Annotated in this window: 23 protein-coding genes and 1 pseudogene; 19 read left to right on the top strand and 5 right to left on the bottom strand. The window is 51.6% G+C overall.

Annotated features, from left to right (window positions below):
- Window positions 1–61 precede the first annotated feature (61 nt).
- The 9 genes from NYE33_RS23815 to NYE33_RS23775 all read left to right on the top strand — a co-directional run bounded on the left by NYE33_RS23815 (window position 62) and on the right by NYE33_RS23775 (window position 7,044).
- Window positions 62–904 (top strand): GNAT family N-acetyltransferase, encoded by an 843-nt coding sequence (locus NYE33_RS23815; protein WP_341067900.1) that lies wholly within the window; start codon window positions 62–64, stop codon window positions 902–904.
- Window positions 905–939: 35 nt separating this feature from the next.
- On the top strand, window positions 940–1,119 hold the full coding sequence (locus NYE33_RS23810; RefSeq protein ID WP_042137137.1) for a hypothetical protein: 180 nt from the start codon (window positions 940–942) through the stop codon (window positions 1,117–1,119).
- 390 nt (window positions 1,120–1,509) lie between these two features.
- Entirely contained in the window at window positions 1,510–2,493 is a 984-nt protein-coding gene (locus NYE33_RS23805; protein WP_341067899.1) for an aldo/keto reductase, read from the top strand.
- Window positions 2,494–2,502: 9 nt separating this feature from the next.
- Entirely contained in the window at window positions 2,503–4,461 is a 1,959-nt protein-coding gene (locus NYE33_RS23800; protein ID WP_341067896.1) for a translation factor GTPase family protein, read from the top strand.
- A gap of 15 nt (window positions 4,462–4,476) precedes the next feature.
- Window positions 4,477–4,878: an NUDIX hydrolase gene (locus NYE33_RS23795; protein ID WP_341067894.1), complete on the top strand. Its 402-nt coding sequence runs from the start codon at window positions 4,477–4,479 to the stop codon at window positions 4,876–4,878.
- A 182-nt stretch (window positions 4,879–5,060) separates the two neighbouring features.
- Window positions 5,061–5,486: a DMT family transporter gene (locus NYE33_RS23790; protein WP_042137145.1), complete on the top strand. Its 426-nt coding sequence runs from the start codon at window positions 5,061–5,063 to the stop codon at window positions 5,484–5,486.
- Window positions 5,487–5,517: 31 nt separating this feature from the next.
- Entirely contained in the window at window positions 5,518–6,216 is a 699-nt protein-coding gene (locus NYE33_RS23785; RefSeq protein WP_042137147.1) for a Crp/Fnr family transcriptional regulator, read from the top strand.
- A 48-nt stretch (window positions 6,217–6,264) separates the two neighbouring features.
- The gene (locus NYE33_RS23780) at window positions 6,265–6,759 is read left to right on the top strand and encodes a DMT family transporter (RefSeq protein ID WP_042137149.1); all 495 of its coding nucleotides are present in this window, start codon (window positions 6,265–6,267) and stop codon (window positions 6,757–6,759) included.
- Window positions 6,760–6,903: 144 nt separating this feature from the next.
- Entirely contained in the window at window positions 6,904–7,044 is a 141-nt protein-coding gene (locus tag NYE33_RS23775; protein ID WP_341067892.1) for a hypothetical protein, read from the top strand.
- 359 nt (window positions 7,045–7,403) lie between these two features.
- On the opposite strand, the gene NYE33_RS23770 is transcribed toward NYE33_RS23775, so the two are convergent.
- Complete coding sequence (locus NYE33_RS23770; RefSeq protein WP_341067891.1) at window positions 7,404–8,450, bottom strand: anthranilate phosphoribosyltransferase; 1,047 nt, start codon at window positions 8,448–8,450, stop codon at window positions 7,404–7,406.
- Between the two features lie 12 nt (window positions 8,451–8,462).
- The gene (locus NYE33_RS23765) at window positions 8,463–9,059 is read right to left on the bottom strand and encodes an ANTAR domain-containing response regulator (protein ID WP_039291592.1); all 597 of its coding nucleotides are present in this window, start codon (window positions 9,057–9,059) and stop codon (window positions 8,463–8,465) included.
- 342 nt (window positions 9,060–9,401) lie between these two features.
- On the opposite strand from NYE33_RS23765, the gene nirB reads away from it, so the two are divergent.
- From nirB to NYE33_RS23740, 5 genes are all read left to right on the top strand, one after another.
- Entirely contained in the window at window positions 9,402–11,828 is a 2,427-nt protein-coding gene (gene nirB, locus NYE33_RS23760; RefSeq protein ID WP_341067890.1) for a nitrite reductase large subunit NirB, read from the top strand.
- 18 nt (window positions 11,829–11,846) lie between these two features.
- Window positions 11,847–12,158, top strand: a complete 312-nt coding sequence (nirD, locus tag NYE33_RS23755; protein ID WP_042141172.1) for a nitrite reductase small subunit NirD — start codon at window positions 11,847–11,849, stop codon at window positions 12,156–12,158.
- A gap of 29 nt (window positions 12,159–12,187) precedes the next feature.
- The gene (locus NYE33_RS23750; protein WP_341067888.1) at window positions 12,188–13,057 is read left to right on the top strand and encodes a formate/nitrite transporter family protein; all 870 of its coding nucleotides are present in this window, start codon (window positions 12,188–12,190) and stop codon (window positions 13,055–13,057) included.
- Window positions 13,054–13,821, top strand: a complete 768-nt coding sequence (gene cobA / locus NYE33_RS23745) for a uroporphyrinogen-III C-methyltransferase (protein WP_042137158.1) — start codon at window positions 13,054–13,056, stop codon at window positions 13,819–13,821. Before NYE33_RS23750 ends, cobA begins: the two co-directional genes overlap by 4 nt.
- A gap of 193 nt (window positions 13,822–14,014) precedes the next feature.
- Entirely contained in the window at window positions 14,015–14,335 is a 321-nt protein-coding gene (locus NYE33_RS23740) for an iron-sulfur cluster biosynthesis family protein (RefSeq protein WP_341067886.1), read from the top strand.
- 71 nt (window positions 14,336–14,406) lie between these two features.
- Here the strand turns inward: NYE33_RS23740 and NYE33_RS23735 are convergent, their stop codons facing one another.
- Window positions 14,407–15,165, bottom strand: a complete 759-nt coding sequence (locus tag NYE33_RS23735; protein WP_039291601.1) for an SDR family oxidoreductase — start codon at window positions 15,163–15,165, stop codon at window positions 14,407–14,409.
- 137 nt (window positions 15,166–15,302) lie between these two features.
- On the opposite strand from NYE33_RS23735, the gene NYE33_RS23730 reads away from it, so the two are divergent.
- Window positions 15,303–16,688: a sedoheptulokinase gene (locus NYE33_RS23730; RefSeq protein ID WP_042137162.1), complete on the top strand. Its 1,386-nt coding sequence runs from the start codon at window positions 15,303–15,305 to the stop codon at window positions 16,686–16,688.
- A gap of 103 nt (window positions 16,689–16,791) precedes the next feature.
- Entirely contained in the window at window positions 16,792–17,709 is a 918-nt protein-coding gene (locus NYE33_RS23725; protein ID WP_341067885.1) for a class I SAM-dependent methyltransferase, read from the top strand.
- Between the two features lie 27 nt (window positions 17,710–17,736).
- Here NYE33_RS23725 and NYE33_RS23720 read toward each other — a convergent pair whose 3' ends face one another.
- Window positions 17,737–18,378: an AAA family ATPase gene (locus tag NYE33_RS23720; RefSeq protein ID WP_042137166.1), complete on the bottom strand. Its 642-nt coding sequence runs from the start codon at window positions 18,376–18,378 to the stop codon at window positions 17,737–17,739.
- Window positions 18,378–19,015 (bottom strand): annotated as a pseudogene (locus NYE33_RS23715) (LysR family transcriptional regulator). The gene NYE33_RS23720 and the pseudogene NYE33_RS23715 overlap by 1 nt, the downstream one beginning before the upstream one ends.
- A 428-nt stretch (window positions 19,016–19,443) precedes the next feature.
- Between NYE33_RS23715 and NYE33_RS23705 the strand changes: the two are divergent.
- The 3 genes from NYE33_RS23705 (at window position 19,444) to NYE33_RS23695 (ending at window position 21,703) form a co-directional block, all read left to right on the top strand.
- A complete protein-coding gene (locus tag NYE33_RS23705; protein ID WP_341067883.1) occupies window positions 19,444–19,923 on the top strand; it encodes a GNAT family N-acetyltransferase in 480 nt (159 codons plus the stop codon).
- 157 nt (window positions 19,924–20,080) lie between these two features.
- Window positions 20,081–20,533, top strand: a complete 453-nt coding sequence (locus NYE33_RS23700) for a MarR family winged helix-turn-helix transcriptional regulator (RefSeq protein ID WP_340945840.1) — start codon at window positions 20,081–20,083, stop codon at window positions 20,531–20,533.
- A gap of 129 nt (window positions 20,534–20,662) precedes the next feature.
- A complete protein-coding gene (locus tag NYE33_RS23695; protein ID WP_341067881.1) occupies window positions 20,663–21,703 on the top strand; it encodes a (Fe-S)-binding protein in 1,041 nt (346 codons plus the stop codon).
- Window positions 21,704–21,821 lie beyond the last annotated feature (118 nt).

Here is a 21,821-nt window from a genome sequence, read left to right as displayed (position 1 = left end):
AAATATCATAGTAGAGTATTATTGTAAACGGAAACATGGAGTGTATTGGAGGTTTAATGCGATGATTGAGCTGAAGGTAGTGGATTATCCTGCGGCTGAAGTTTATTTTGCCGATAAGAAGCAGCATATTCCCGCATTGTCAGTCTTGCAGGGGAATTATCCCGGACGGGTATTTGCCGATGATGCAGCTGCACCATCCCTTGCCGTGGTATGGGCTACGGGGAGATGGATGTATGCTGCCGGAGATATCAGTACAGAGCTGAACAGGATGAAACTGACAGCATTTTTGCAGACCCAAGTGATTCCGGATTGCCGGCGGCGGCAAAAGAATTGGTTCGAGATATACACGGATGATTGTGATGCATGGACGGCATTATTTAAGCCCGGATATGCCGGACTGCAAGTATATAGACATATGGAATCGGTATATGAGTTCAATCGTGCAAGGTTTAATCCTCCTGAGAGTAAGGTTACGGAAGACGCTTCAGGCAGCGGCGTGACCGTTGACTACAGGCAATTTCCTGTTCTGGAGGAGCATGAAGATGATATGTCTGACATACATAACCGCTTTAGCAGCCTGACAACCACCGGAGCTGTGGTGAAGGTAGAGGGTCAGGCAGTCTCTGTCTGTAAGCATAACGGCTTCACCGTTAACAACAGATATTTCATTGATGCGGATACATACTCAGAAGCTGAGCGCGGCAAAGGATACGCAAAGCTAGCCGCACGGTCACTGATTAGTTATTACCTGGACAGAGGCCAGCTTCCGTTGTGGGAAACCACACATGAGAATACCGCGTCACACAGGCTGGCATTGAAGCTGGGATTCGAGCCTGTGGAGAGCTATCCGGTGTTTGCTTTTGTCATGGAGAGCCTAGAGCTTAAACTTCAGTCACCGGGGTAATATACAATATAATCCAGTGACAGGAGGAGAGTATTATGAGAACTTTTGGCAGAGGGATGTTGTATTCCATTATCGTGGTAGTCATTCTGCTGGCTATTTCGTTCATTATTGGAGATACCGTCACACTTCCCTGGTTTGTCTTCATTCCTTTGGTTCTGCTTGTATGGGGCCTGGCCTTCTATCAGTCGAGAAATGAGGACCGTTCTACCGGATAGAGCTATAATGTTGTGCCGGGATTTAGTGAAAGGCTGTGCTCCGCTATATTGGAGGCGGTCTTTTTTATTGTAAGCAATTCTATGTTGCATTTGGTCAAGAAAGCCAGTGTTGTATGAAGCGGACTGAGAGGACCCTATTTCGTGAGAAAACCACCTTTTGAGGATGAAGCGGACTGAGAGATTCCGTTATCTGGTTAAATCGTGCCCCAAATGCACAGTATCGAGTAATATAAGCGATTCTGAGAACGATTAGTCTGAGATTAAGCACGGGCGGTATAGCTATACAGAGACTGGACCTTCTCGCGCAAACCATTCATAATAATAAGGTCAGTTGTTAACGGTTCCATAGGGTTCATTACATTAAGTACACTCATAAACGGAGGTCTTTCGATGAAATACCGCAAGCTGGGAAATACAGGTTTGTCAGTAAGTGAAGTCAGCTTTGGCACTTGGGCAATCGGCGGAGACTGGGGCAGCAGCAGGGATGAAGACGGGCTTAAGGGCTTACAGCTGGCTATGGAGCAGGGCGTTAATTTCTTTGATACTGCCGATGTATACGGCTCCGGGCATGCGGAAGAGCTGCTGGCCAAGGCAACCAAAGGCAAGCAGGATGAGATACATATTGCTACGAAATTCTGCCGTGCCGGTGATATTCATGATCCGGAGAATTACTCTGCGCGCAGAATAAGCGAATATTGTGAACAGAGCCTGCGGCGGCTGGAGAGGGAAGCAATTGATCTGTATCAGGTCCACTGTCCGCCGATTGAAATCCTCAGAGACGGCAGTGTCTTCGGGGCCCTTGACCAATTGAAGGCCGAAGGCAAAATCCGCCACTACGGTGTAAGTGTAGAAACGATAGAGGAAGGACTGCTCTGCCTTGAATATCCGGGAGTAGAGGCGCTTCAGGTGATCTTCAATCTGTTCCGCCAGCAGCCGGCGCTGGAGTTATTACCGCGTGCGGCTGCCCGCGGCGCAGGGATCTTGGTGCGTCTGCCGCTGGCCAGCGGTCTGCTGACCGGCAAGTTCAAGGAGACCAGTACCTTCCAGGAGAACGACCACCGCAGCTTCAACGCGAACGGCGAGCAATTCAACGTTGGTGAGACCTTCGCCGGACTTCCGTTTGTTACCGGAGTGGAACTGGCCCGCAAGCTGGAGTGGATTGCTGAAGGACGCGGCAATATGGCCAGAGCGTCCATGCGCTGGATTCTGGACCATCCCGCCGTCAGCTGTGTGATTCCGGGCTTCAAGAATGAAACTCAGGTAGCGGATAATCTCGCTACACTTGAAGCTCCTTCCTATAGTTCAACTGAAATGGAGCGCCTGAGCGCATTCTATCAGTCCGAGGTTGTTCCGCATATCCGTGGAGGAGTGTAGCAGCACCTTATGAACAATATAACCGTCGGACTGCTTGCACATGTAGATGCCGGCAAGACGACCTTCGCTGAGCAGCTGCTCTACCATACCGAAACGATCCGCAGCCGGGGCCGGGTGGATCATCAGGATACCTTCATGGATACCCACGAGATTGAAAAAGCGCGCGGAATCACTGTTTTTGCCGATCAGGCGGAATTTGTATATAAGGATTCGCGGTATTTCCTGCTGGATACCCCGGGCCATGTTGATTTCTCTCCAGAGATGGAGCGCTGTCTGCAGGTGCTGGATTATGCAGTGGTCATTCTGAGCGCGGTGGAGGGTGTAGAGAGTCATACGGAAACCGTATGGCAGCTGCTGCGCCAGCATAACATTCCCACCCTGTTCTTCATTAACAAAACCGACCGTGCCGGTGCGGACCCGCAGCGTGTACTCGAAGAGATCCGGCAGCAGCTCAGCGGCAATGCCTTCCTGCTGCCGCAGCTGCCGGGGGAGGCGTTGACTGATGAGCTGAGGGCATTTATAGCGGAGCGTGATGACGCGCTGCTGGAATTGTATCTGGAAGGAGCTCTGCCTGACAACGTCTGCCGCAGTGCACTGCCTGACATGTTGAAACGGGGCGACATCTTTCCTTGTATGCAGGGCTCCGCATTGCTTGATCAAGGGGTGGACGGGTTCCTGGAGGTTCTGAACGCGTTAACCTTCACGGAGTACGATCATGAGCAGCCTTTTGCGGGGAGAGTCTACAAGATCCGCCACGACGAAAAAGGCACGCGTATCACCTACATCAAAGCACTTCAAGGAGTGCTGAAGAACAGGGACAGCTTAATGTACGGACATGGACCGGAACGTGTATCGGCGCGGGTTACCGGAATCCGCAAATATAATGGCACCAAATATATTTCCGCTGATTGGGCTGCCGCAGGGGAACTGTTCGCGGTTGTGGGGCTTACTGAGGCCCTGCCCGGTGAGGGCGTTGGTGAGCTGACGGACTCACAGGAAAGCGGCCTGATTCCTACGCTGAAATCCAAAGTCCTTTTTGAGCCGCCGGTACACCTGAAAGAACTGATGAATGCCTTTGGACAGCTGGGCGCGGAAGATCCTTCGCTCAATGTTAGCTGGGATGAAGAGCTGCAGGAGCTGCATATTCATGTGATGGGCGGAATTCAGCTGGAGATTCTGGAGCAGATCATGGCTGAACGGTTCCGGATCCGGATTGCTTTTGGGCCGCCGGAGATTCTCTACAAGGAGACGATCACTGGCACCGTCTATGGCTACGGACATTTCGAACCGCTTGGCCACTACGCTGAGGTTCATCTGAAGCTGGAGGCAGGGGATCGCGGCAGCGGTATTACCTTCATCAACAGCTGTCACCCGGATGATCTGGCCGTGGGCTATCAGCATCAGATTGAGCAGCATTTGCTGGAGAGCGGCCATCACGGCCTGCTGACCGGTTCACCGCTGACCGACCTGAAGATCACCCTGCTTAGCGGCAGAGCACATAATAAGCATACGAGCGGCGGAGATTTCCGTGAAGCAGCTTACCGGGCCTTACGCCAAGGGCTGGAGCAGGCCGTGAATCTGCTGCTGGAGCCGGTCTATGACCTGAAGCTCCGGATAGATTCAGACTACGTGGGCAAAGTAATGAGTGATATCCAGCAGGCCAGCGGCAGCTTCAACCCTCCTGAGATTACAGAGTCCAAGGCTGTCATTACCGGTACGGTTCCAGTGGCAAGCTTCATGAATTATGGGGTGAGACTGGCTTCCATGACCCAGGGCAAGGGTTCGCTGTCGCTTAGAGTCGCCGGTTATCAGCCGTGCCATCAGACCGAAACAGTAATTCAGCAGCGGAATTATAATAAAAATGCCGATCCGGCTTACTCCTCGACCTCGATCTTCTGCGCCAAAGGCCAGGCGTATCCGGTCCCCTGGGATGAAGCGGAGCAGCATATGCATATTAAAGTACGATGAAGGAGCAGATGAACAATGGCTGAAATCATAGATAAAGTTGCCTGGATATATATCGTGGATGGCAAGGTGCTTGGCGCTCGTTCCAAAGGAAAGGACACCTATTATTTCCCCGGAGGCAAACGGGAGTCTGGTGAGAGCGATGCACAGACATTGATCCGGGAGATCGAAGAGGAATTATCTGTTCAGATCAAACCGGAGACCATTGCAGAATTCGGAAGCTTTGAAGCTCACGCGCATGGCAAAGCTGAAGGCGTTTCAGTCCGTATGACCTGCCTGACGGCTGAGTTCACGGGTGAACTCAGCCCGGCTTCCGAAATCGAGGAATTGGCCTGGTTAACCTATGAAGACAAAGCGCGCGTATCAGCTGTCAGTGTGATGATTATGGACAAGCTGCGGGAAATGAAGCTGCTCTCCTAAACCATACTGTTATAAGCCCGTTTCGAGCCGGAAATCCGGTTCGGAATGGGCTTTTTATCTCTTTACCGGCTGCTTTCGGGCAGCCGCCCGCAGACACTTTTACAATTCAGGACATATGTCCTTCCCGAATCCGGCAAACTGGCTTTTAATTAAAGCAGACAGTATATAGAGGAGAGAGACAGATGAAGGGGATAATTTTCGCATTTATAGGCGGGGCCTGCATTACGCTGCAAGGGGTAGCGAATGCAAGAATCAGCCAGGATATTGGTACGTGGCAGGCAGCAACGATCACGCAGTTCACCGGGTTCCTGATGGCGCTGGTCATTGCGCTGATCGTACGGGACGGGAAGAAACACGGCTTCCGTAAGGTTAATCCGTTGTATCTGATCGGCGGCGGATTTGCCGCATTCGTTATTTTCAGTGAGGTTACGGCGATTCAGAGCATCGGTGTCACCTTAACCATCTCTGCTTTGCTGATTGCCCAGCTGTGCCTGACTTTTGTTATCGACATCAAGGGCTGGTTCGGGGTAGCCAGGCAGAAGATGAAGCTGCCGCAGTTTATCGGGATCGGGATGATGATCCTGGGTGTGGTTGTGCTGAAGTTCTGATGATTAGGTCAAGCGGAGGTGAACCTGTGCGATGAAGGAAATTCAAGATTCCGGGCGGCTGCAGGCATATCTGCAGAAGCACCAGCTCGATCATATTTTCACAGAGCCGCTTAAACAGCTCTTGTCGCTGCTAAGCTACGATCCGGGAGAGCATATCTGCTCCAAAGGAGACCCTTCAAGCACACTCTATGTGCTGGTCAAAGGGAAGCTTAAGATTTACACGACCTCGGCAGAGGGCAGAACACTAATCATCTCATTCAAAACACCGCTGGAGCTTATCGGCGATGTTGAATATATTCAGGGTACGGAAATGCTCAATACGGTAGAGGCGGTATCACCGGTTCACATGATTGCGGTGCCGTACCGCTGGCTGAATAAATATGCGAAGGATCATCCGCCGCTGCTGCATTTTATGCTGGAGATCATCACTCAGAAGTTCTACCGGAAGTCCAGCTTCCTCAGTCTTAATCTGATGCATCCGGTGGATGTGCGGCTGGCCAGCTACCTGCTGTCCATCTCCTACGACGAATCGGATCCGCAATTTACCGGCCAGCTGAATACGATTAATCTGGTGGATACCGCGAATTTCATCGGCACCAGCTACAGGCATTTGAACAGAGTGATCCGGAAGTTCTGCCAGGAAGGGCTGACCGAGCGCAGCTCAGGGGCAATTATCGTCAAGGACAGGGAAGGGCTCTCAGCTCTGGCCAGCCGCAATATTTACGAATAAAACCAGGCAATAAGGCAATACAAATCAGCATATAAGGGAGCAACAGATATGTTAGCAGGAATACTACTCGCGCTGATCGCGGGTGCACTGGTTAGTCTACAGAATATTTTCAATGCCAAGGTCAATGAGCATACAGGCTCCTGGACAACCACCACACTGGTGCTGGGTATGGGATTCGCAGCTTCACTGATTATGGGGCTGATTATGGAAGGGAAGAACATGTTCACGCTGCAGCATATGCAGCCCTGGTACTGGTTCAGCGGTATGATCGGTGTAGGCGTCGTCATCTGTCTGGTCCAGGCCACCCGAATTCTTGGCGCAACGTATGCCATCTCGATCGTCCTGACTGCGCAGCTCGGCTTCGCCTTATTATGGGATTCCTTGGGCTGGCTGGGGCTGGAGAAGGTTCCGTTCTCGTTTAACCAGCTAATCGGCGTGCTCATCATCGTTGGAGGCATTCTGGTGTTCAAATTAGGCGGCAAAAGCGATTCTAAAGACTCCGCCGGAGCCATCGAGCGCCGCAGTGCGCTGCATACGGATTGAATTAAATGAGAGGCGCGCACCCGTTCAAAAACGGACTGCGTGCTTTTTTTTCGCCAGACAAGAATTTATTTGCTTCACACTAGCTGAAAAAATACTGTCTTTATAGGGATGGGTAAGCCGCCGTTTCAGGAGAGATGCGGATAAGTGGAGGGCTTGCTAAGAACGGGTACTGGTGGGGCTGAAGGTACTGGTGGAGCTGGTGGAGTTGGTGGTGCTGGTGGAACTGGTAATGCTGGTGTGTTGGAGGTGCTGGAACTGAAGCTGGCGATGGTGATGTTCGAATAAGTGAAGAAGCGGACTGATATTCCTCTATTTCATGTAAAAAGCTTCTATTGGTGCGTACGCGGACTGAGATTCCGTTATCCTGTACATTCGGACATAAAATAAGCGTGTTTCGGACACTTAACGGAATCTGAGTCCGCGTGTCATGCGATTTCGCCATAATTGCTGAAATAACGGAATCTCAGTCCTCGACATTAGCGAATGAGTCGTGTAGAACCCCGGTATGCTCCCGCAGAAAAAGTGCCTGATTGCCGGTACTCCCGCAAAGCAAAGCAACACCATGCTGCAGCCCGGCGCTTAAGCGCGCGCAAATAGCAGACCGCAATACGGTCTGCCGCCCCTATATACGCCTGCAAAGCAGGCTACACCTGCCCGAGAGAGGCTGCTGTGCTGCCTTGCATGGCGCTTTTCCATTTCGCATACGTGTTCCACGCCTGGCCGTTATCCAGCAGATGCTTGCAGGTATAGACGCCTTCCTCAATAGAGTTGACCCTGCCGGCGGCATGGAGCCTGGCTGCACCATTCAGCAGTGTCTGATTGTAGAACGCCAGATGTCCGCCGCCCTGCAGCACTTCCTCGGCGGTACGCAGCTGTCTTTCGGCTGTCCAATCGACCTCCGGAACGGGCACATCCAGTCCGAGCGACTCCGGATCAATGATATCCAGCTCCGCCGCTCCATCCTGAATGCGGTATACGCGGTTCGGCCGGTCGATATACAGATCCTCCGAGCCTTCCACGCCTTGAACAACCAGTCCCCGCTGATAGCCGAGCTTCACAATCAGCCGGGAGATGCGGTCGAATACCGTATTATGAAAAATGCCGAAGACGATATAAGGTGAACAGGAATAATCAATCAGCTTCTCGGCTGTGTTGAAAATCGTGCGCAGCCCAATGTCTTCACGCAGGCCGCGCAGAGCACCCAGCGGCGGGCACCACTGCTCCGCTTTCGCAAACAGCACACCGCTGGCCTCCGCCGCCTCAATGGCGGCACTGCGGCTCAGACCGGCAATATCAATTCCGGATGCATGAATGATATCCTGCAGCGTAATTCCCCACTTCGGAGGCAAGCCTGCGGAGCCATGCAGGGTAACCGGCAGACCGGCGGCAGACAGCAGAAAGGCAGTAGGGAACGTGGCGATAAAGGAATGCACCTTGCCGTCATAGGGTCCGGCACAATCGATCCCCTGTTGGACAGGTTCCCTTGAGGCATATTTGCGGCAGACCGCAACGAAGGCTTCCAGCTCTTCCAGGCTCTCCAGCTTCATACGTTCGGCGATCAGGAAAGCGCCAATCTGCACCGGAGAAGCAGTCTGTCCGAGAATGGCTTCCGCCGCATATTCCGCTTCCCTGTAGTTTAAATCCTTGGCACCGCGTTTGCCGCGGGCCACTTCTTTCAGAATATTAATCATATGGAAGTCTCCTTAAGTTTGATCCTGCAGCATCTGGTACACCTTGACGATGGAAGTAGCGACATCGACCATCCGTTTCCGTTCGTTCATGGCCTGCTTGCGCAGCAGGTCGTAAGCTTCGGATTCGCTGATGTTCCTGGCTTTGGAGAGAATACCTTTGGCCATGTCGATCCATTTACGCTCCTCAAGCCGGGATAACAGCTGTTCCCGTTCCTTGAGCCATTGCTGGCGCTCGAAGCATTGCCTGGAGCTGAAGTGAAGAATCCAGTGGATCTCCTGGGGCTGCATCGCCGGAGACAATATTCCGTCCACCATAATATCATCTCCACAGGCAGAGACGGATAACGTTGCGGTCCGCGGGGTACACCACCAGAGTACCGGGGCAACCTTGTGCTGAACCAGAATACTTCTCCAATAGCTGATCTCAGTAACGGGGAGATGGAGAATGAAGGCATCCGTGTCACCGATCAGCGGAAAGACCTGATCTTCCGAAGCAGCCGTCCCGATCACATAACCACAGGAACTGAGGATACTGTCAGGAGTTGGGGAGGAGCGTTCTTCTGCGGAATTCTCTGTTCTGCCCGGATCTATAACTAACAGGGAATGCATAGTTGACGACGCTCCTTTTACATATAATAAGGGGATAAGTCTGCACACCAGTGTAGAATAAGTACAGTCGGAATAAAGATGATGTAATATTATATAACACAGTTCAGGTAATTTTGTCGATGAATTAAAATAATAAAATTTTATATGTCATAATTATTGACGTAATTAGGATGGCTGTAGTATAGTCGTTTTAACAAATTCATCAATTCTGCGAATACAACGATGTATTCGGTTGAAGCGGCAATGGCGCCTGCTTTCACTTAAATCGCAACGGAAGAAGTATGTTTCCGGGCGGAGTGAAGCGGGCTATTTCTGTTGTTTACCTGGAGAGGAGAGAGAGACATGTCAGCAATTCGCAAAAAACTGATATTAGTCGGTAACGGAATGGCAGGGGTACGGGCGATTGAGCATCTGCTCAAATTAGCGCCGGAGGCTTATGACATTACAATCTTTGGTTCGGAGCCGCATCCGAATTATAACCGGATCATGTTGTCTTCTGTTCTTGCAGGCGGTGCAAGCCTTGATGAGATCGTAATCAACGACCTGGAGTGGTACCGGAGCTTCAATATTCAGCTGTATACGGGACACACCGTAACCTCCATTGATCCTGTAGAGCGCAAAGTCCATACGGATAAAGGAATTACTGCAAGTTATGATGAGCTGATTCTGGCAACCGGCTCCAACCCCTTCATGCTGCCGATCCCAGGTGCCGAGAAGGAGGGCGTCATTGCCTTCCGGGATATCAAGGATACACAAATCATGCAGGAGGTATCGCAAAAATATGGCAAAGCGCTGGTGATCGGCGGCGGTCTGCTCGGACTGGAGGCGGCAAGAGGGCTGCTGCATCTGGGGATGGAGGTATCGGTAGTCCACATCCATGAATATATTATGGAGCGCCAGCTGGACGAGTCCGCCTCCGTAATGCTGCGCAAGGAACTGGAAGCCCAGGGAATGAAGTTCCTGCTGAAGAAGCAGTCCGAAGCGGTTCTTGGCAAAAAGCGGGTCAAAGGCCTTTTGTTCGCAGATGGCAGCATTGAAGACGCGGATCTGATTGTGATGGCTGTCGGCATCAAGCCGAATGTAGAGCTTGCCCGCAGCAGCGGGATTGAAGTCAACCGCGGGATTATTGTGAACGATTATATGGAGAGCAGTCTGCCCGGCATTTATGCCGTCGGGGAGTGCGCGGAACACCGGGGTATTGCCTACGGGCTTGTCGCCCCGCTATATGAACAAGGCGCTGTCCTGGCTAAAAGGCTGGCAGGTGTAACAACAGAAGGCTACGCTGGTTCGGTTACCTCTACCAAGCTGAAAGTATCCGGCGTTGATGTATTCTCGGCTGGACAATTCACCGAACAGCCCGGCACCAAGGCGCTGCGGTTCCAGGATGAGACCGATGGTGTGTATAAAAAGCTGGTCATTCACGGTGATAAACTGATTGGAGCCGTGCTGTTCGGAGATACAGGTGACGGGGCGCAGCTGTTCTCGATGATTAAGAAGGGCGAGAATATTAAGGGGAGAGAGAAAGAGCTGCTGCTTGGAATATCTGCTGATGCGCTGGCACCCAAAGGGAACCGGCTTGAAGGAATGGTGGATGATGAGATCATCTGCGGCTGCAATGGAGTCTCGAAAGGGGCGATTGCCGAGGCGATTACCTCCGGCGGCTGTACCAGTGTAGGGCAGATCAAAGCCTGCACCAAAGCATCGGCTTCCTGCGGCGGCTGCAAGCCGCTGGTGGAAGGACTGCTGCAGCTATATGCCGGCGAGGCTGCCGTAACGGTCAAAGAAGGAATCTGCGGCTGCACCACGCTCGGGCGGGATGAGATCGTCGCCGAAATCAAGCGGATGAAGCTGATGACCGTCAAGGAAGTCATGAATGTCCTGGAGTGGGGCAACGAAGAAGGGTGCGCCAAATGCCGTCCATCCCTGAACTACTATCTGGGGATGCTCTATCCTGAAGAATATATTGATGAGAATGAATCGAGATTCACCAATGAGCGCTACCATGCCAATATCCAAAAGGACGGTACGTATTCCGTGGTACCGAGAATCTACGGCGGTGTTACCTCTCCAGCTGAACTGATCAAGATTGCACAGGTTGCGGTGAAGTTCGATGTCCCGCTGGTCAAGTTCACCGGCGGACAACGGCTCGATCTGCTTGGGGTGAAGAAGGAGGACCTGCCGAAGATGTGGGAAGAGCTGGATATGCCCTCCGGCCATGCCTACGGCAAGACACTGCGTACAGTGAAAACCTGTGTCGGCTCCACCTATTGCCGGTTCGGCACGCAGGATGCCCTTGGAATGGGTATCCGGCTGGAACAGGCCTTTGAACGGCTGAACACACCGGGCAAAGTGAAGCTGGCCGTATCCGGTTGCCCGCGCAACTGTGCGGAAGCGACGATTAAGGACTTCGGTGTCGTAGCCATTGACGGCGGCTGGGAGCTGCATATCGGCGGTAACGGCGGCGTTCATGTCCGGGCCACGGAACTGCTCTGCGTGGTGAAGACCGATGATGAGGTGATGGAGTGGGCCAGTGCGTTCCTGCAATATTACCGTGAGAATGCCGGGTGGAATGAACGGACTGCCCAGTGGGTGGAACGTGTCGGGCTTGACAGCATCAAGCAGGCGCTGGAGTCCCGCGAGGCACGATTGGCGCTGCAGGAGAGAATTCAGAAGACGCTTAGTCTTACCACCGATCCATGGAAGCAAATTGTGAATACACCGGAGCTGCGCAAAAATTTCGAACCGATCTCCTTGCCGGAGACAGTCTAAGGGGGCTTACAAATGACAATGACCAAGATGCTCATTGGTAACTTGAACGATATTGACATCAAGGGATCGCGTAAGTTACGGGTGGGAGATACCGAGATTGCCTTGTTCCGGTTAAGCAGCGGTGAGGTGCTGGCAGTGGAGAATAAATGCCCGCATAAAGGCGGAGTCTTATCCGAAGGAATGGTCTGCGGTTCCAAGGTGCATTGTCCGCTCCATGACTGGCGGATCGATCTCCATAGCGGTGACGTGCAGGCACCGGATACAGGGCATGTGACAACCTATGAGGTGGAGGTTGATCACACCAGCGGCAGCTTGTACCTAACGATATAATTCATCCGAGTATATAAGGGGGATTCCTAATGGACTATGTCAAACCAAGTGAAGTATTGACCTCAATGATTGAAGCCGGCAAGACCAAAGCGGAACTGGGCATTATGCAGCTGATTGTCCGCGGCAGCCTTGGGGGTGCCATACTGGCCTGTGCCACAACACTGGCCTTTACCGCCACCGCCCAGACCAAGATCCCGATGGTTGGTGCACTTCTGTTTCCTGTAGGTTTTGTGATGATCATTCTGCTTGGGCTAGAACTCGTCACCGGCAGCTTTGCCCTGGTCCCGCTGGCTGTGCTGGAGAAGCGGACAACAATAAAACGGATGCTGGGCAATTTCTTCTGGGTTATTATCGGGCATCTGATTGGATGCGCAGTATACGCAGCTCTGTATGGACTCACAATTACGAAGATGGGGACGGATATGTCGAATCCGCTGATCCAGACATTAATTTCGACCAGTGAGGCTAAGACTACAGCATACAAGAGCATGGGGGCTGAGGGGATGACCCTTGTCTTCATCAAAGCGATGCTCTGCAACTGGATGGTTACGCTGGGTGCGGTAATGGCTATGACCTCGAAGTCCACATCCGGTAAAATCTTCGCCATGTGGCTGCCGATCCTGACCTTCTTCGGGCAAGGCTTCGAGCATACGGTTGTCAACTTCTTCGTTATTCCTGCCGGAATGATGCTTGGCGCGAATGTCAGCTTCGCGGACTGGTGGATCTGGAACGGCATTCCTGTTCTGATCGGCAATTTCGCCGGAGGCCTGCTGTTCACAGGCATTCTTCTCTATCTGTCGCAAAAAAGCTTCAAACCCGGAGCCTCTTCTGAAGCCGGATTGACGCCGGGACGCGATACAGTAATCTCAGCCACAGCCGCCCTGGAGAAAAGCCTATGAAGCAGGGCAGCATATCCATTGTCGGTGCAGGCCCCGGTGATCCCGAGCTGATTACAGTCAAGGCACTGCGGCGTATTCAGAGTGCAGATGTGATTCTGTATGACCGCCTGGTGAATGAAGAGCTGCTGGGCTATGCCAAAAGCGATGTTCTGCGCATCTACTGCGGCAAAGCGCCCGGACTTCACTCGATGCCGCAGGAATCCACCCAGCAGCTGATGATCAACTATGCTGCAGGCGGATGTCACGTGGTACGCCTGAAAGGCGGAGACCCGTTTGTCTTCGGACGCGGCGGAGAGGAAGCGCTGGAAGCCGCTGCAGCGGGAATCCCATACGAAGTGATTCCCGGGATCACCTCGGCGATCGGCGCAGCCGCTTCCGCGGGAATCCCGCTGACCCATCGCGGATTGGCGGCTTCATTCGCTATCGTGACGGGCAGCCGCTGCCATGATCAGGACTCTCCGGTACGATGGGATGCACTTGCCCATAGTGTGGACACCCTTGTCATCTATATGGGAGTCAGCAAACTGGGCGAGATTTGTGATCAGCTGCTTAAGCATGGCAAAGATCCGCTGACACCTATTGCCCTGATTGAGAACGGGACAACAGTGCGCGAACGGACAGTGACCGGAACGCTCGGCAGTATCGGCAAACTGGCAGCGGCGATGAGAATCAGCAATCCGGCCATCATCATTATTGGCGAAGTGGTTAAGGTAAGAGAGGAACTGCTCAGCCTGGAAAAGACAGTGCGCTCACAGATCGGCTAGGATATAGTATATCCCTAATCAGGCGTTGATATGTCCCAAGTACAGGCTTGGGCACGTCAACGCCTGATGATATGTTATATTAATGTCATACCCAAAGTGACTGCTGTCACAGGAGTCCGGGCAAAATACACACTATACTGGACACCTGATCGAATTCGCAGGCATTTTGCCCTACAAAGGAGAGAAATATCTGATGCAAATACAACTAAACCCGCTCACCGAAGAACGGCTTGCGCAGAGCCTTGCCGGCCAGCCCGGTAAATTCAAAATGTTCTATGATACAGAGGATTGCGGCTGCAATGGCGTGCTGGTCATCAGGATTGTAAACGGGCCTTCCCCGACGGATATCGTATTTCAAACCGAACCCTTCACCTTTCTGTGTGACCGGCAGCAGGAATCCCTATTCGATGATGTGATGCGTCTGGAAGCAGAGGCAGGCTACCCAGCCTACAAACTGACAAGCGATTCGACATTGTTCGGGAGTAATATCAGGGTGCAGGATGCACGCAACTAACAACGGTATGTAATAAGGCCATCAACCGTGAATAACGGGAGATGGCCTTTCTTTTGAAGCAGCGCAGACTTTTAATAAGCAGTCCATCCGCCATCAGCCGTTACCACCGCTCCATTAATAAAGCTTGCTTCGTCTGAGCCGAGGAACAGGGCAAGCTGCGCGATTTCCTCCGGTTTGCCTGTGCGCGGGTTAAGAGCCAATCCCGGCTGCGTACGTCCCATACCGAATTCATTAATATGCGTCATGGTAGATCCGATATTGGTCTCCACCCCGCCCGGAGCAATCGCATTGCAGCGGATGCCCTGAGGAGCATACATGAATCCGGTATTCTTGGTGAATCCGACAACCGCATGCTTGGAGGCTGTGTAAGCTGCACCTGCCCGGGCACCAAAAAGTCCGCCTGCGGATGCTACGTTAATGATCACCCCTTGCTGTTTAGCCAAGAAGATAGGGAGTACTTTACGTGTAGCACGCATTACGGATGTAGTATTGACGGCAAAGATGCGGTTCCAGCTGTCATCCTCAATGTCACCTGCCGGTTCAAAGTTATCCATAATCCCCGCGTTGTTCACCAGGATATCTACGGTTCCGTAGGTTTTTACTGTAGTGTCGATCAGGTTCTGGATATCAGATTCATCAGCAACATTTGCTTTCACCGCGAGGGCTTCACCGCCGCCGGACTTAATCTCCCCGGCCACCGTCTCCGCAGCCTCCAAGTGAATATCCGCCACTACTACCTTAGCACCTTCTTTGGCATAGAGAGCCGCAATCGCTTTGCCCATACCGGATGCCGCGCCGGTTACTATTGCCACTTTGTTCTGAAGTCTCACATGTACGCCTCCCGCTTGAATTTATACTTTGTCTGGTCTAGTATCATTTGATCCATGGGGTTTTATGCGCCGGGTTGACGCTATACTTCGTGAAGGCTTACCATATAGGCTATATGAACGGAAAGAGGATGAAGTACATGATCATGATCGGACTGGATATCGGAACCACCTCAATTTCCGGATTGCTCTACGATTTGGAGACACGAACCGTCCTGCATACGATTACTGAGGAACAAACAAGTAAACCATCCAGCCGGAATCATGAATGGGAACGTCTGCAGGAGCCGGGGATTATTCTGCAGCAGGCTGAACGTATCCTTGGTCTCCTGCTGTCAAGGGAGCCGGAAGCAGCAGGAATCGGCCTGACCGGGCAGATGCACGGGATTCTATATATAGACCAGAGCGGCAATCCTCTGGGCCCGCTCTATACCTGGCAGGATGGGAGAGGCGGCCAGCCTTGTGTGGAGGACAGCAGTTACACTTATGCGCAGAAACTAAGCGTACTTGCCGGATATCATATAGCTCCAGGCTACGGACTGGCCACTCATTATTATAATTTGCAGCATCAGCTGGTGCCTGGGAATGCGGTCCGATTCTGCACGATTGCGGATTACATCGCGATGAGGCTGGCAAACAGCGCGGTACCTTTAATTGATGCAACACAGGCAGCCGGCATTGGTGGCTTCAGTTTACAGACGGGCGATTTTGATCAAATAGCACTCATTCAGGCCGGAATCGATGTGGCGATATTGCCGCCGGTCGTCCCTTCAGGGACTGCAATCGGTGCTACACCGCAGGGAATACCTGTGTACACCTCACTCGGGGACAATCAGGCCAGCTTCCTGGGCAGCGTGCCGCAGCCCGCCGGTTCATTGCTGCTGAACATCGGCACGGGCAGCCAGCTATCGGCCTGGCTTCCTGAATACACCCCTGCTCCTTCAGCAATGGAGGTGCGCCCTTATCCGGGCGGTGGAGTACTCATGGTAGGGGCTGCGCTTAGCGGCGGCAGATCCTATGCTCTGCTGGAAGGCTTCATCCGGCAGCTGATCACAGCTTACACAGGAGAAGCACCTGCAGATATCTATTCTCTGCTGGCTCAATTGCTTACGGAAGAGCCATCTGGTGGAAAGAACACTGGCCTAAAGGTGAATACACAGTTTCTGGGTACAAGAGCTGAGCCGGGCAATCGCGGTAGCATCGAGGGAATCACACTAGATAACTTCACACCTGCCGGACTGGCCCATGCTTTTCTCCAGGGGATGATTGATGAATTATACGGCTTCCTGAAGGATCTGGAGCAGCAGGGGGCGAAGGGGTTCACCCGCCTCATAGGTTCCGGTAATGCATTGCGGAGTAATCCTGTGCTGTGTGCCAAGGCTGAAGCAGCATTCGGAGTGCCGCTCACAGCCGGTGCGCAAACTGAAGAGGCTGCTGTAGGAGCAGCGCTCTGTGCAGCTGTCGGCAGCGGGGTGATCTCCAGTTTCAGGGAAGCTGGTGCTTTTCTTGGAGAATTTTATCATTGACAAAATATATTAATTATGCTATAATTTACATATTAATAGTTTGTGTATATAATAAGATTCTCCCGGCCGGGGGAATCTTATTTTTATATGGGAGGATACACGTTTGAAGCAGAATGAGTCCAGTTTGACTTCCAAAGTAGCAGCGTTTGGCCGAGCCTATCACAGTAAATATGACACACCCAAGATTTTCGATGATTATTTGGCCCAAGACTTGATTTCACCGCAGGAGTTTTCAGACATCCGCAAGAATATGGTGCAGGGCATCTCTTTTTTCAACACAGACATTGCAAATCAACATAAGGATGATCCGGACGCCATTCTGAAATGGATTACACATGTACAGCTGTCTCCGACACCGCTCGCGCGTGCTGCTTACTGTGAGGCCCTATTGCTGCATGAGCTAACCTTAGGACTGAAGCAGTATGTCATCCTTGGAGCCGGACTTGATACCTTTGGCTACCGTCATCCTGAATTGAAAGACCTGCTGGAGATATTTGAAGTGGACTATCCGGCTACACAGGAGTTCAAGCAGCAGAGGCTCAGTGACGCCGGGTTGGAAGTTCCGGTCAATCTTCACTTTGTACCCATGGACTTCACCAGGGAATTCTCTTCTTCCAATCTGGTTGGGCAAGGATTTGATTCACAAGCCAAGACCTTCTTCAGCCTGCTGGGTGTGTCCTATTACCTCACGAAAGAGGAGAATGCCAGACTGATTACTGAAGTATTCGCCGGTCTCCCGGCAGGTAGCTCTATCGTGCTGGATTATGCGGATGAGCGGCTTTTTGAAGAGAAGGGACTGTCCGGCCGGGTGGAAAAGATGCTACAGATGGCTGCCGTCAGCGGTGAGCCGATGAAATCCTGTTTCGCTTATCATGAAATGGAGCAGCTGCTGGAGCAAGCAGGCCTGCTGATTTATGAGCACTTGTCACCGGCGGAGATCAATGACAGGTTCTTCAGCAACCGGAGTGATGCTTTGACCGCTTTTGAGACGATTCATTATATTCATGCGATAAAACAATAATAAATATTCGAATTACAAAGGAACCTCTCAGTCTATTATTATAGGCGGGAGGTTCTTTTCGATAAGGAATGCGGAGGAAGATGCCTCCCCGTAAATAAAAGCTTCCACAGCCGCAGCAGCAACGTTCCTGTCCGGATGGGAATTATCGATCTGTGCCACCTGCGAAGCCGGAAGCGGCCATGCCACGGTGCGGCTGCCCAGGGAAGCGCTGAACTCATCCCAGTGTGCGAACTTCCAGGCGTCCAGAGGGGACTGTCTGCCCTCAAGCCGTTCACGGAACGCTGCCGCATCTGGAAGACTGACCATGACAACTTTGACCTCGACCTCCGCCAGTGTACGTCCGATTCGCGACAGTTCACGCCCGATCCATTCCGGGTCGGCCGCCTCCTTGGTGAAGGGACCTACGACGAATATATCGCTTTGAAGGCCGATATTGTCCAGTGCAGCGTCCATTGTAATCCGGTACCCCAGGTCCCGGCATAAGCTTTTATATTCATCCGAATCCCTGTCATCGGGGTCCAGTCCATGCATAGTCATGATCGCGGTAGCTGCCGGACGCAGCAGAATATCCATATCGAATACAGAGGCCGGGCGCCGGGCTGCTATGGTTTTGGCGAGTGTTGTTTTGCCGGCCCCGCCCGGACCGAGGAAAAATACAAGTTTGTTCATTAGACGCTCTCCTTGAAATGTGCAGCATTCTCTTGCAGCTCGCGGATGAAGCGCTTGGTCGCTGCACACATGTATTTTTCTTTGCGGAACACAACGCCTATCCGGCGTGTCGGCGAAGGATTAATAATCGGAAGCACCCGTACCGAATCCTTCTGCAGATGCTCCATTAAGCTGCGGGGCAGAACCGTACAGCCCATGCCGCTCTCCGCCATATGGACAAGTGCCTCTATCGTGGTCATCTCCAGAAAAGGCTTAATTGTGAATCCTAATGATTCACTGTAGTCATTCAACAGCTGCCGGATGAAGAAGTTGTCCGGCAGGAGAACGAGGGGAAGCTCCGCAAGCTGCTTCATAGGGATGCCGTCCTGCCAGGCTTCATAAGCAGCTCGTCGATCGCATTTTTGGATTGATTTAATTCGTAGAAGATATTTTGGCTGTGATGCTTGAGTATTTTTCCCGCTTCGGTCAACGCGATCTTCTTGCCGATCCGGTCGAACAGCGGGGTGCCGACCTCATACTCCAGATTCCGGATCTGCTGGCTAAGCGAAGGCTGCGATATCCGGACCTTGTCCGTTGCGCGGGTAAAATGCATTTCTTCACACACGGCCAAGAAATACTCCAGCTGCTTCATTTCCATGAGGATTCACTTCATTCCTTTGTTTAATTTGCATTGGCTGAAACTATGATAATGATAGCCTATTCTGAATAGAAAAAGCACCTGCCATTCTCTAAAATAAGAGTTGTCAGAAACAACAAAACTTAGAAAAGAGAAATTACAAGGGCAAAAGCGGTGTTTTATCATGCAGGCAGGAGTGAAATCCGTTCCGGCACTTGTCCTGGATGGATGGGTCTATCCTATTAATTTCGGAGCCAGCATGGAGGATGTCAAAAAGTAATCAAAGTATAATCTTTTAGATATTGAGCTGCAAATACATCCTATTCTACAGGTATGAAGGGATGTGTTTGCGGCTTTTTGCGATTTTGTGGAGTAGGAAGTCTGCTGTTATGATAAAGTGAATAGGATAACGGGACATAGCCCGGAAGAATGGCGGGAGGCTTAACAGAATGATGAATATCAGATACATAGAGCGCAGAGATAATGCGGCTATTGAAGGGATTATCCGGGAATGTCTGATTGAATTCGGGGGCAACCGTGACGGTCTCGCCTGGGCTGATGACAGCATGCATGACCTATACACCTATTACAATAGTGCTGCGAACAGGGCTTACTGGATTGTTGAAGAAGATGGGGAGGTGCTTGGCGGCTGCGGAATTGCACCTTTTGATGAGGAGAACGGGATCTGTGAGCTGCAGAAAATGTATCTGTCATCCGCCATCCGCGGCCAAGGAGCTGCTGCAGATTTATTAGGGACGGCACTGGAATTCGCCAGGCAACATTACAACAGATGTTATCTGGAGACGCTGCAGACCATGCAGGCCGCAGGCCGTTTCTATCTCAAACATGGTTTCGGGCTGCTGGATGCTCCGCTTGCCGGTTCAGAGCATTATGCCTGCGACGCCTGGTATATCAAAGAGTTGTCTTAGAAATTCAAACCATTGCATCCACAATCCCCCTTGAAGATTCAGGGGGATTATTTTCATTTTTCAAATTACGCGTCCTTGTGATAAATGACTCTGACAAAAGCTCTCCATTTTGAAATAGTGTATGTACACGATAAATACAACAGGAGGAGAATAATCTATGACAACAACCGGAGACCCTTCTTCACCCATTATCCGCGGTTCTAGTGTCTGCAGCTGTATTAATCTGCGGAGGGCTTCCTCAGCAGTCACAGGAATATATGACGGATTTCTGTCTTCAAGCGGTTTAAATATCAGCCAGTTTTCTTTACTGAAGCATATTTACTCCCTAGGACCGGCAAGTGTCAGCGACCTGGCGCTTGAGATGAGACTGGACCGGACCACTATTGTCCGCAATCTCAAGGCACTGGAACAGATTGGCTATGTGGAGGATATTTCTGCGCAGGGAAGCCGGAACCGCCTGCTGATCCTGTCGGAGAGCGGGAAAGTGAAATATATAGCTGCCGGGAACCAATGGGAGCAGGCACAGAGTTTTTTGCAGGAGGCATTGGGCGATGAAGATATGAAAGTACTTACTACCCTTTTATCCAAAGTGGAAAAACTGATGGCCTGAGCATAATCTCGACTCTTGGTTCATCAAACTTTACGCAGTAATGACGCAACAGCAGTTGCTTATCGCCAATACGTGTATATACACGTTAACTTCCGGATAGAAAGAGTACACTCAAGAGGAGGGAAGACCATGCACCCAGACAGTACTGCAATTAATGAAAGAGCGGAAGAGGAACAGAAGCAGCTCATTATTGAAGTGATGAAAGCCTTTGTTAAGGAGAGCCCATTGAACTGGTCAGATGTACTTCAGGGACCTTATTATGATGAGCCTATCATTCAATTTGCTTCAGCTGACGATCCTTTGTTTGAGGAGTATAAAAGCATTATTGGTCCCGGCCATGCAACGCCAAAAGAGGTAATAGAGCGTTCATTCGGTTCAGGGACCTACAATGGAGGTTCGGTGATCAGCATAGTGCTGCCCATTCATGAATCCATCAGGAAGGCCAACCGCCAGCAAAAGGAAAGAGCTTCACGGGAGTGGGCCCTGCTGCGTACGTTCGGGGATGAGTATTTCTTGAAGGCGGCCCGCCTTTATCTGACAGATTATTTAAAAAAACTTGGCCGCCTTGCGGCTGCGCCGCTGGATACGGATTGGTACGGGATCTCCAGTTCAGAAACAGGCCCAATCTCCAATTGGTCAGAACGTCATGTTGCTTATGCTGCCGGGCTGGGCACCTTCAGTCTTAATGATGGATTCATTTCGGAGAAGGGAATTGCCATACGGCTGCTGTCGGTAGTAACGGATTTGCAGTTCCCGTCTAATCCAAGATCCGCGGCTACTCATACGGGAAATTGTTTGTTATGCAGCAAAGGGAACTGTGGCGTCTGCATTACCCGCTGCCCGGTGCAGGCGATCAGCACAAACGGCCATGACAAAATCGCCTGCATGAAATTTGTGTATGGCCAGGGTTCACGGGAGTGGGCGGCCCAAAGCGGCGGGGAGGCTACATCAGGAGCTGGCTGCGGATTATGCCAGACCAAGGTGCCCTGTGAGAGCAGAAATCCGATGCGAAATATAAGTGAAGTACGAAGCACTTCCCTGGCGGAGGTGCTTTTTTGTCTATTCAGGATGTTTCGGGCTGACCCGCTGCTGCAAATCATCACGATCATTGAATCGCCTATCTTTTCCGTAGAATTAGCTATTATAGATTGCACTGCGTTAAAACTATAATGAGTGTGTATTGCAGTGAGAGGGGGCTGGGCAGAACTATCGCAAGCCGGTTGAGTAGAGGCAATATCAGTAGAGTGGCACCTGCACGTTGGAAGCAAATGATGGATTGGTAAGGATT

The sequence above is a fragment of the Paenibacillus sp. FSL R10-2199 genome (assembly GCF_038000235.1).
In the GTDB taxonomy this organism is placed as follows: domain Bacteria; phylum Bacillota; class Bacilli; order Paenibacillales; family Paenibacillaceae; genus Paenibacillus_AQ; species Paenibacillus_AQ phytohabitans.
The sequence above is the reverse complement of the archived record's forward strand: the minus strand, read 5'-3'. Positions and strand labels throughout refer to the sequence as shown.